The organism is Granulicella sp. L46 (assembly GCF_009765785.1).
Taxonomy (GTDB): domain Bacteria; phylum Acidobacteriota; class Terriglobia; order Terriglobales; family Acidobacteriaceae; genus Granulicella.
This window is the reverse complement of sequence record NZ_LMUT01000025.1, coordinates 259,662-269,558: the sequence shown is the minus strand read 5'-3', so window position 1 is coordinate 269,558 and position 9,897 is coordinate 259,662. Positions and strand designations below refer to the sequence as shown.

The window sequence follows — 9,897 nt, the reverse complement described above, 5'->3', positions numbered from 1 at the left end:
CGGTTGACGATTTCCCGGCGGGGCCTGTCGGCCCCGCCGGCAGACTTCACACTCCGGCCTTCGGGCTGGTATTCAAAGACGGGCCGATCGATGCCCGATGTAAGGGAAACGCATGAAGTTCAACACAATCAGCCGTATTGCCATGGCAGCAGTCGTCTCGGTGGCAATCGCGTTTGGAACCACCGCTTGCATCCGCGACTACACGTCGGACTATGTTTACGCCGTGTCCAACAGCAACGGACAGATCAGCGCCTATGCGGTCGACTTTCAGAGCGGTGTCCTGACCCAGATCAGCGGTTCCCCGTTCTCTACGAATCTTACGAACCCCTCCACCGTGATTGCTGCGCCGAATGGGAAGACGATCTACGTCATTGGCGGAAGCCAGCAGGCGCAGGTTCAGGCAATGCCGGTTGGTTCGGACGGAAAGCTTTACGGCGGAACCGGGGCGAACATGCCTTCGGGCGGAACCTACCCCACGGCTGCCGCTATTGATTCCACGGGTACTTATCTTTACGTCACCTACACCTACCAGAACGGATTTGGCCCGAACGCCCCCGGTCCTGGCGGCGTGGCAATCTTCCCGATCAACTCGGATGGCAGCCTCGGCACTCCCAGCAACGTGAACGTGGGCAATGATCCGGTTGCAATTGCAGCCTCGGCACCTACCTGCACGGCAACCCCGGCACTGGGCGGCGGCGGCACCCCGAACTGCGTCATTCTGGGCTCCGGCAGCTCGACAGACAACGGCATCAACCAGTCCTTCGTCTACGTGGCGGATGCGGAGGTTGCCTCCGCTCAGGCGACAATTCTGGGCTTCGTCGAGAATCCTGGAACCGGTGCGCTGACGCCGATCACGGGCACGAACCCGAAGAATGGATTCGGCGCGGGCGTTTCGCCCAGCGCTATCGCCATCGACCCGACCGGCAAGTATGTGTATGTGACAGATAAGGCGCAGAACCAGGTCTACGGGTATGGGATCTCCAATACCACGTCGGGCGCTCTGACCGGACTGGTTACAAGCCCGTTCGCGACGGGACAATTCCCCGTAGCGATCACCATTGAGCCGCGCGGCAAGTATGTGTATGTCGCGAATTACAACTCGCAGACGGTTAGCTCGTACTCGCTCAACCTGTCGAATGGAGCGCTGGGCGCGTCGGCGGGAAGCAACTTCACGACCGCAACCGGTCCGACCTGCGTGACCGTTGAGCCGGCGTTGGGGATCTATCTCTACACGTCGAATTTCCTGGACGCGACGATCTCGGGCGGTCAGCTGAGCCCGAATACTGGAGCGCTTTCCGCGGTCGCGACGTCGTTCTTCCCCGCGGTCACGCAGCCTATCTGCGTGGTCTCGGTGCCAAACGGACCGCACGCGTCGCAGTCGACTCAACCCTAACCTCGAAGGCAATTCGTACGAAAGAGAAGAGCCCGGCCAATGGCCGGGCTCTTCTCTTTGCAACGACAGGCGGCCAGGGTGGTGACGGCAGTTCTGCAGGCCGCCGTTGGTGCCAGCAGGTCAGCTATTCTAGAGGCATGCCTCATTCCTCGAGCTTCCTCCTCGGCAACGTCACGGTGGGCAGTGGCGAGCTGTTTCTGATCGCCGGCCCGTGCGTGATCGAGTCCGAGCCGCACGCCCGCAAGCTGGCCGACGCGATTCAACGTATTACCTCCGATCTGGGCGTGTCGTACATCTTCAAGGCCAGCTATGACAAGGCCAACCGGACGTCGATCCGCAGCTTCCGGGGGCCGGGACTGGAGGAGGGTTGCCGCATTCTGCGAGCCGTGGGCGAGGCTAACCAGCTGCCGGTGCTGACCGACATCCACACTCCCGAGCAGTGCCAGCAGGTCAGCGATGCGTTGGGGTCGGTGGACGCGATGCTGCAGATTCCCGCGTTTCTTTGCCGCCAGACGGACCTGCTGATTGCCGCAGCGAAGACGGGCCGCGCCATCAATGTGAAGAAGGGGCAGTTCGTCGCTCCGTGGGACATGCGGCATGCGGTGGAGAAGATTCGCGATTCGGGCAACACGCGCATCTCGCTGACGGAGCGGGGGGCCAGCTTTGGCTACAACAACCTGGTCGTCGACATGCGCTCGCTGCCGATCATGCGCGAGTATGCGCCGGTAATCTTCGATGGCACGCACTCGGTGCAGACGCCGAGCGGCGGCAATGGGGTTTCGGGCGGGCAGCCGGAGTTTATTCCGGTGCTGGCGCGGGCAGCCGTGGCGGCTGGGATCGACGGAGTGTTTCTGGAGGTCCATGACAATCCTGCGGAGGCGAAGTCGGATGGCGCGAACGCCCTGCATTTGGATTTACTGAAGCCTACGCTGGAGAAGCTGCTGGCGATTCACGCCGCGGCAAAGGCGTAGGCGACTACAAGCCACGCAAAAAAGGGCCCCCATCGCTGGGGGCCAAGCTGCCGTGATTCTCTCCTTTGGAGAGCCTTGGGATGTCGGCGAAGACAGACATCGAACTCGCAGCGGAGACTCCGCTGGAGTAGGTACGCACGGGAATTTGGGGTGGATTGGAACAAAAGCAGATTCTTTTTAAGTTTTCTTTGGGCGCAAGCTTAGTGGCTTTCGACCTGCGTGATGCGGATCTCGGGAAGCTGCTGATTCCAGTTATCGCTGACATCGTCGAAGATGAGGCGAAAGTCGGCCTCAGCGCCCGGAGCGATGGGCGAGGCGCTGACGGGACGCGTATCCACGTAGGGCTGACGCATGTAGATGAGGTTGAGTGGGCCGGTCTCGATCTGCGGGGCCATGTGGGTATCGTTGGCGAAGACTACCTGCACGGTGATGCCCGTGACGGTCTGGGTTCCATGGTTGGCGATGTGGCCCTCGATATAGGTTTGCTTGCCGCCGGACATGCTGGTGGATTCGCTCATCTGCAGGTTGCTCACCGGAAGGCTGGAGGCGTAGGCCGCGGTCGGCTGCAGCGTGTGGGGCGAGGGGGCTGGCCCGCGACGTTCAAGTAGCACAAGTGCGGCGACGAGAATGATGACTGCAACCGCAGCGATGGCGACGGCCGCGGTGGGAAAGCTTCGGGCCGGGGCCGGATCGGTGAAGAGTGTCGAGGATGGCTTGGTGTCCGGATCGAGAGGCTGCATGATTGCCGATTCTATACTGCCGGTTTGATGGACGACTAAACCGCTGAAAGCTTGGCGCGGTTTGTGGTCTGCCTGTAATCGTCGCCCTTCATCTCAATCACTACGCACATTTCCTGAAGGCGCGAGCGCATGCGTTCGCCAATACGGTCGCCAAGCGTGTCCGGGCGCATCGCCGCCCACGCGTCTCTCTCCACCACAGCTGCCGGCGGCAAGTTGGGATAGTTGGTCGTCACAATGGTGGAGCGGCGCTCGTTGTATCGAGTGTTGATGATATGAGCTATCGTGTCGGAGGCCCAGTCACTTGGCTTGGACCCTCCAAACTCATCAAGAAGAAGAACGTCCGCCTCCAGGACGGGTCCAAGAATGTCTCGCTCGGTTTGATCGACTTTCCTCTCGTAAGAATTTTGCAGATTCTTAAGTAGGTCTCGATAGTCAAAGAAGATGCCCCGGGCGCCGCGGTCAGCGATAAGTGATTGAAGAACTCCGACAGCAAGATGAGTTTTACCGACTCCAATATTTCCAGTAAAAAGTAGGCCCTTGCCGTCGGTTTCCAATGGGTACATATCGATAAAACGACGTGTGTCTCGCTTGGCTTGAGCGAGAGAGTCATTCGATTGGTTTGTAAAGTAATTTGCGATCGTACAGTCGGCGTAGCGCTGGGGGATGCGGGCCTGCTGGATCATGCGGGTGGAGCGCTTGGCCACCCGGCAGTCGCAGGGGACGGCGGCCCGGGTTCCGTCGGCGCGCTCGATGACGCGTAGACCGGCGCCTTCACAGATGGGGCAAAACTCTTCCAGCATGGGTATCTTTCTCCGCGGAGCGACAACATGCGGCCTGTCTAGTATCGCAGCCCCGGTCGCTGCGGTGCTTCTGTGCGAATCGGGTTCCGGGTGAGGAAAGCCGTGCGGGCGGGTGCGGCACGCTAGGGGGAGCTAAGCGGCTATCGTGTGAGGAACTTAGGCTGAATTTGACGTTGGTGGTAAACTAGTAGGAGCGCCTGAAGCCCCGGGAGTCGGGGCCCAAGCTCGCAGCGCGACAGGAACATCGATGTACGCCAGCCCCGCTAAACGGTCTTTCGAGACGCGGATTAGCCCAATGGCAGTGTGCAAGCGAACCGTTCTGCGGCGGGAATGCTAGAAAGAAACAAAATGCCTAAGACAGCTATTCATCCCCAGTACGAAGAGACCCACGTGAAGTGCGCGTGCGGTAACGAATTCGACACACGTTCGACCCACAAGGGCGCGATCGTGGTGGAAATCTGCTCTGCCTGCCACCCGTTCTTTACCGGCAAGCAGAAGTTGGTCGACACCGCCGGCCGTATCGAGCGCTTCCGTCGCAAGTTTGCCGCGACCGATGCCAAGAAGGCCGAGATCGCTGCCAACGACACGAAGTAAGAGCCGCGAAGTGACTCTCGCGCAAAACAAAACCGAGAGGCCTCTGCAATGCGCGGAGGCCTTTCTTCTTGCTGACACGACCCTGCACTCCTCGCTAGATTAGAAAACTTTGCCAAACGACGTTTACATGAAGAAGGAATGGGACAACTCGGCAATTACTGCAGCGCGCGCGATGCCTCATAACGCGCGTGTGCCCGCGGAGTTGCACATCGGAGGCGTGCGCATCGCGCCGGCGACCGTGCTGGCGCCGATGGCCGGCGTTACGGATACCGTGTTCCGCCGCTTCATTAAGAACGCGAGCATGTTTACCAATCCTGCGCAGTCTGCCGACGTCGATGTTGAGACGACCAATGAGACCTCCGGGTGTGGGCTGATTATGACGGAGTTCACCTCCGCCGACGGTCTGAGCCGCATGCGCGAGACCAAGCGCAAGCGCTACCTGACGTACTACGAAGACGAGCATCCTATCTCCGCGCAGTTGTTTGGATCGAACCCGGCTACGCTGGCCGACTCGGCGCGGATCTGCGAGGATGCGGGGTTCGACCTGGTGGATCTTAATCTCGGCTGCCCGGCCAAGAGGGTCGTCTCGTGTAATGGCGGCAGTGGTTTATTGCGCGATCTGCCGCGCATTCGCGAGATCTTCGAAGAAGTACGCAAGTCCGTCTCGATTCCCTTCACCGTTAAGTTTCGGATGGGTTGGAACGACTCCAACATTGTGTGCGTGGAGCTGGCGAAGATGGCCGAAGATTGCGGCCTGAATGCGGTGGCACTGCATGCACGGACGCGCGAGCAGGGCTACTCCGGCGACGCGCGCTGGGAGTGGATTGCTGCGGTGAAGGACGCGGTGACGATTCCCGTGATTGGCAATGGCGACATTCGAACGCCCGAGGATGCGGCAGCGATGGTCGAGGCCACCGGCTGTGATGCGGTCATGATTGGCCGTGCCGCACCTGCGAATCCCTGGATCTTTCGGCAGATTGCGCAGTACACGGCGTCGAAGCAAAGCACCGGTGCAGGGGTCTACGACAAGCCGACCGACATGGATCGCTATCGCATGATTCGGGATTATTTTGAGCGGTTGATGGCCGAAGTTGCGGAGCATCCAGAGGTGTTGGGACCGGCCGACGATGATCTGTCAAAGCGGCTGAAGCGCAATCACGAGAGCGCGCAACGCGATGCCATTGGACGCATGAAGCAGTTCGCGAGCTGGTTTACACACGGCGTCCCGGGTGGTGCCACACTGCGGCGGGAGATCTTCGAAGCTAAACGCGGTGCGCAGGTCATCGACAAGGTCGAGGCGTTCTTTACGAACCGCGACGCGGCTCCGGATTCGTTCCCTCCGGAGCCGGACAGAGAGCTTCACGCCGCTCCCGCCTGGATGGGCTAACCGTTTGGCCCAGGCTCCTTGCGGTGCCTCGATCATTACGGCCCAGCTGCGTACGCGGCCCATCACCATGAGCCGCGGGCGCACTGAATCTATTTCGCGGCAGCTTCCAACTCCTGCCACTCCGCGTCGCTCAGGGTTACGTCGGCGGCTTTTACATTCTCTTCGAGATGCTCAACAGAGGATGTTCCGGGGATCGGCAACATAACGGGCGAGCGGTGCAGCAGCCACGCCAGCGAGAGTTGCGAGACCGTGGCTCCATGCTTTTTCGCAAGCTCGTCGAGCTTGCCGCCAGGCGCAGCGAGCTTTCCGGACGCCACGGGAAACCAGGGGATGAAGGCAATTTTTTCGCGCTCGCAGTATTCCAGCACCGCTTCACTCTTGCGATTGGAGATGTTGTACTCATTCTGCACGCTGACGATGTCGATTACCTTGCGTGCCTGTTTGATCTCGTCGACGGTGACCTCGCTCAGACCGACGAAGCGAATCTTGCCCGCGGTCTGCAGCTTCTTGATGACGCCAAGAGAATCTTCCACCGGCACCTTCGCATCAATGCGATGGAGCTGCCAGAGATCGAGCTGGTCGCGCTTGAGCCAGCGCAGGCTCATCTCTACCTCTTGCTCGAGATACTCTGGGCGGCCGACGGGCAGCCATTTGTCCGGGCCTTGCCGTGTGAGGCCGGCTTTGGTTGCGATCACCGTGCCCTTCGCATATGGCGCAAGCGCCTCGCCAATGAGGCGTTCGCTGACGGCGGGGCCATAACTGTCGGCCGTATCGATGAAGTCCACGCCCAGTTCGACGGCGCGGCGCAGGACTTTCTTCGCGTTCTCGCGATCGTCTGGCTCGCCCCAAATGCCTTTGCCTGTAATGCGCATCGCGCCGTAGCCGAGCCGGTGAATCTCCAGCTCGCTACCCAATTTAAATGTCTTGTTAATAGCCGTCGCGGTCGCCATCGTGAATCTCCTTCAATTGTTTGGATGGCTTTTGTGGGCCACGCGATGCAGGGTTTTAGCGACCGCTCTGTTTGCGCCAGACCACGCGAATCTGCTGCCGCCAGCGTTCATCAAGCGCTAACAAATTCCATTCCACGCGCGGCGAAAGGTAGCGGAGGAGGGTTTCGGTCGCGGGGTGGATATGCAATGACGGCGCGACGAGGTATAGCCGGGGCGGGAGCGGGGAGAGCTCGACTCCGCGGAAGTAGCCGTGGCGCTGAAATTCGCCGAGGCCGGTGGCCGTGTCGGCGGTTTGAAGGTGATGCTGCCGCACACGAATCCAGTAGTCGAGCCCCTGCATGACGAAGTGCAGATCGTCGTCGACTTTCAGCTCGATCACCGCAAGCCGTCCGTCGGCGGTGACACCCAGCAGATCGAGCAGACCATGGTCGCCGGCGCCGGCAATGGCGGGCACCTGCGAGTACACATGCTGCGCGTCGAGGCGCGGAATAACGCGGCTTTCTTCGACTGCTGGCCGAAATTGATTGCCGTCAACCTCTTGCGCGGAAGGGACCTCGTCGGCGCGGTTGCCGATGGAATCCGGGTCCATCTCGCTTTCGAAACGTTCGCGCCTCCCCTGCCGGGAGGGTTGCGGGTTCGGCGCAAGACTGCGGGTGAGCGGTGCGAGATCCTGGCGCAGCATCGATTCCAGCCAGCGCTCGGGTGCGGCGCGATAGAGCGGATCCTGAGCGGCCGTGCCGATGCTGCCACGCGGCCTTCCCTGCATGCGTGCGTGCGCAGAGGCAGTCATGGGCGAGCCAATCCGGCGCAGAGTCGGCGCTGGACGTCGTGCAAAGACGCCCGAGGGCTCGACCGCACGGCGACGCGCAAACAGCTCGGCAACTATCTCCGCGAGTTGCGCGCGATTCTGTGCTATCAGAGGAGTTTCATTGGGGCCAACGCCAGCCGTGACCTCGAGTGTCTGCGCAAAGCTGTTGGGCGCAAGGCCAATCCGGACGCGCGCGAACTCCATGCCATGCAGAAGGAATGCAAGCTCTGCAGTATTTCGCAGGCGCTGCTCCACGCGATCGTGCTCGTTCACGGGCACCAACTGCATGACTTGCTCGATGCCTGCGGCGAAACGTTCGCGCGCGGCTTGCTCATCGGGCAGATGGACCAAGCGGGTGCGCAGGTTCCCCTGATCGTTGGCGTCGCGCTGCGTCAATTCTTCGCTGCTCTGCTCGAACTCCCAGAGCTCCCACTTTGCTGCCTCGTCGTTCAGCCATGCCATGCGCGAGAGGGTGAGGGTGGCAGCGCCTCGCGGGATGATTACCTTCAGGCCCTGGTAGAGCCGCCGCCCGTCTGCCTGCTCGCGGCTATGATGCAACCACAGGATGCCCAGGGTGAGGATGCCGTCGATGGTGGTGGCGCTCTCCTGCTCGTTGACGCCGATCACGGCCCAGGCGGCGGTGCCACGCAACAAAGAGCCGCGGGTGTAGGCGGGACCGAAGCTGCGCTCCAGGTCCATTGCGGTGCGAAAGCCTTCGCAACTCCAATCCGCGAATTCGCGCGTGAGCGCACGTTCGAGCGTCTGCACATAGCGTTGGCGGGCGGTCTCGCGCGTGGTCGGCGTTCTGCGCTCGCGCGACGCCACCAGTTCCAGCAGCTTGCTCTGCGCGTGGCCGAAGCGTTGCGTGGCGAGGCGCAGGGTCTCGGATCGTTCCGTGACCGAGACGATCTGCCGGACGAGGTTGCGCTCTTCGCTCCACAGGTGAAGCGTGCAGCGTTCATGATCGGTGTTGAGCGCGGCTTTGGCGGAGCGCAGATCGAAGATGACCTTGCCGTCTTCGAGCACGGCAGCCTCGGGATGGAGCGCGAGGAATTCCTCTATCTGTTGGGCAATGTGACCGGCGGCCTGGGCGGGTTGCTGATCCGCGGAAGGAGCTCTGGGCGGGCGCATGAACCGAAGGGTAGCACCATCGCTGTCGCAGCGATGTGCGCAGGATCAGCGCGCTAAAGCTACCACCCCTTACGGGCGCGGAGGTGCGTGATGTGGGCGAGGTGGTGGCGGGCGTGCCAGGCGTAATGTATGACCACTTCTTCGACGGTGCAGGGGCCGCGCTCGGTATGTTTATAGCCGCGCTTCCACTGCGGCTCGGTAAGGGAGTGGAGCACGAGCACCCAGCGAGCGTGGATAGCCTCAATCAATTCCACGGACCACTCTGCCGGCGCGACGGAATCGGCGAGAGTTGCGAAGGCCTTCTCGTCATAGCCGTGGACGGTGGGCCAGTCCTCAGTGAGGGCGCGGCGGAGGCGGTAAAAGGCGATGCCGTGAGAGTCTGCGACGTGATGCACTACCTGCCGGATGGACCATCCACCCTCGCGGTAAGGGGTGTTCAGCTGAATGGTGTCGAGGTCGCGCAGGGCGCTGCGCAGATACTCCGGCATCTTTTCGAGAGCGTTGATCGCCGACTTGCGGTCCGCGATCGTAATGGTTGCAGGCGGCGTGAATTTGCCGACGGGGTAACGTGGGTCAGCCACTGGTGGCATGTGTAAATCCTTGATTTCGAGATGGAAACCGCAAAGCCTAACCCGATGTGTCACTGCGATTGTAGACGAAACATAACAATCGGATCGCGTCGCCCGCCGTGACCGAAATTACATCCAAGTCCATGTACTCTGAGGTTGAGGATTCGAGGGTACGAACAATTAAGTACGAGTTGGGGGATAAGAACATGCGGCTTGCGTTTCGGAGTCTCGGATTTGCACTTGCCATCATTTCCGCCAGCGGCTGTTCGCACGGCAGCGGCGCTATGCCCGGCGGAGACAAAGCGACGACGGCAGCGTCGTCTCCGTCCGCGAATCCAACCCCCGTTACCGGTGCCGTCGCTGGAGGCTTCCGCGGCTTCGATAGCAACGATTATCCCGGCGACGCAAGCATGGCGACGCTGCATAAGACGTTCGCGTTCGCGGGCTATTGGCTGACGAATCCTCCGGGAGAAACTTCCAATACATGGAAGGGGAAACGCACGCTGTTGCGGCAACAGGGGTGGGGCTTCCTCGCCCTGGCCAATGGCCGGCTA

The 9,897-nt window shown here is 61.1% G+C and carries 9 protein-coding genes and 1 pseudogene; 5 read left to right on the top strand and 5 right to left on the bottom strand.

What is annotated here, in order from left to right:
- Nucleotides 1-112: 112 nt before the first annotated feature.
- Together GSQ80_RS21150 and kdsA are read left to right on the top strand one after the other, a co-directional pair.
- Complete coding sequence (locus tag GSQ80_RS21150; protein WP_158789632.1) at nt 113-1,393, top strand: beta-propeller fold lactonase family protein; 1,281 nt, start codon at nt 113-115, stop codon at nt 1,391-1,393.
- A 137-nt stretch (nt 1,394-1,530) separates the two neighbouring features.
- Nucleotides 1,531-2,364: a 3-deoxy-8-phosphooctulonate synthase gene (gene kdsA / locus GSQ80_RS21145; protein ID WP_158789631.1), complete on the top strand. Its 834-nt coding sequence runs from the start codon at nt 1,531-1,533 to the stop codon at nt 2,362-2,364.
- A 200-nt stretch (nt 2,365-2,564) separates the two neighbouring features.
- Here kdsA and GSQ80_RS21140 read toward each other — a convergent pair whose 3' ends face one another.
- Entirely contained in the window at nt 2,565-3,104 is a 540-nt protein-coding gene (locus GSQ80_RS21140) for a DUF2393 family protein (protein ID WP_158789630.1), read from the bottom strand.
- A gap of 35 nt (nt 3,105-3,139) precedes the next feature.
- Nucleotides 3,140-3,904, bottom strand: coding sequence for an ATP-binding protein (locus tag GSQ80_RS21135; protein WP_158789629.1), 765 nt, complete (start codon nt 3,902-3,904; stop codon nt 3,140-3,142).
- A gap of 348 nt (nt 3,905-4,252) precedes the next feature.
- Between GSQ80_RS21135 and rpmE the strand changes: the two genes are divergently transcribed.
- Together rpmE and GSQ80_RS21125 are read left to right on the top strand one after the other, a co-directional pair.
- On the top strand, nt 4,253-4,498 hold the full coding sequence (gene rpmE, locus GSQ80_RS21130; protein ID WP_158789628.1) for a 50S ribosomal protein L31: 246 nt from the start codon (nt 4,253-4,255) through the stop codon (nt 4,496-4,498).
- Nucleotides 4,499-4,625: 127 nt separating this feature from the next.
- Complete coding sequence (locus GSQ80_RS21125) at nt 4,626-5,885, top strand: tRNA-dihydrouridine synthase (protein WP_158789627.1); 1,260 nt, start codon at nt 4,626-4,628, stop codon at nt 5,883-5,885.
- 89 nt (nt 5,886-5,974) lie between these two features.
- Here the strand turns inward: GSQ80_RS21125 and GSQ80_RS21120 are convergent, their stop codons facing one another.
- The 3 genes from GSQ80_RS21120 to GSQ80_RS21110 form a co-directional block, all read right to left on the bottom strand.
- Nucleotides 5,975-6,835 (bottom strand): aldo/keto reductase, encoded by an 861-nt coding sequence (locus GSQ80_RS21120; RefSeq protein ID WP_158789626.1) that lies wholly within the window; start codon nt 6,833-6,835, stop codon nt 5,975-5,977.
- Nucleotides 6,836-6,890: 55 nt separating this feature from the next.
- On the bottom strand, nt 6,891-8,669 hold the full coding sequence (locus GSQ80_RS23540; RefSeq protein WP_371315749.1) for a hypothetical protein: 1,779 nt from the start codon (nt 8,667-8,669) through the stop codon (nt 6,891-6,893).
- A 164-nt stretch (nt 8,670-8,833) separates the two neighbouring features.
- Nucleotides 8,834-9,364 (bottom strand): YfiT family bacillithiol transferase, encoded by a 531-nt coding sequence (locus GSQ80_RS21110; protein WP_158789625.1) that lies wholly within the window; start codon nt 9,362-9,364, stop codon nt 8,834-8,836.
- A 98-nt stretch (nt 9,365-9,462) separates the two neighbouring features.
- On the opposite strand from GSQ80_RS21110, the pseudogene GSQ80_RS23165 reads away from it, so the two are divergent.
- A pseudogene (locus tag GSQ80_RS23165) lies at nt 9,463-9,897 on the top strand (hypothetical protein); the annotation flags it as partial.